This window comes from Methylobacterium bullatum (assembly GCF_014845095.1).
GTDB classification, from domain to species: Bacteria; Pseudomonadota; Alphaproteobacteria; order Rhizobiales; family Beijerinckiaceae; genus Methylobacterium; species Methylobacterium bullatum.
Map to the genome: position 1 here is coordinate 1 of NZ_NKUG01000319.1, position 570 is coordinate 570.

A 570-nucleotide genomic window follows, 5' to 3' on the forward strand; every position below is an offset into this window, starting at 1 on the left:
TGGCGGCCGCCAGCCCGCCCTGCAGGCTCAACCGATACAGAAGCCACGCCACGAGAAGGCCGATGGGAAGGGAGCCGACATCGCCCAGGAACAGGCGGGCCACCGGGCGATTGAAGGGCGCGAATCCGATCAACGCACCGAGGAGGGATGCGGCGACGAGGGTCGGCAACGGCGGCAGACCGCCGACGAGTCCGAGGAGCATGAGCGCGCCGGTGACCGGCACCATGGCCGAGACCGTCATCCAGTCGAGACCGTCCATGAAGTTCGTGAGGTTCACGAACCACACGCCGGCCAGGACCGCGAAAGCCCGTTCGGCGGCGAGCGGCACGTCCGGAAGCAGCCGGCCATCCACGGACAGGACGAGAGCCGCGACGACGAGCGTCTGGAGACCGAGTCGGAGGGAGGCCGGCAGCGGCCGGATGTCGTCCACGGCGCCGACCACCGCGAGGATCAGGGTCGCGTGAGCCAGGACCAGGGCTTCCATCGCGTCCGGCATCGGCGGTGTCAGCGACGCAAGGAGCCCGCAGGCGGCAAGGATCGCGAGGACGATGGCGATGCCCGCGCCCTGGG

1 protein-coding gene is annotated in these 570 nt (G+C 70.4%); it reads right to left on the reverse strand.

Annotated features, from left to right (window positions below):
• The coding region (locus MBTS_RS23425) for an MraY family glycosyltransferase (protein ID WP_483403782.1) at window positions 1–570 on the reverse strand (570 nt) is incomplete at both ends.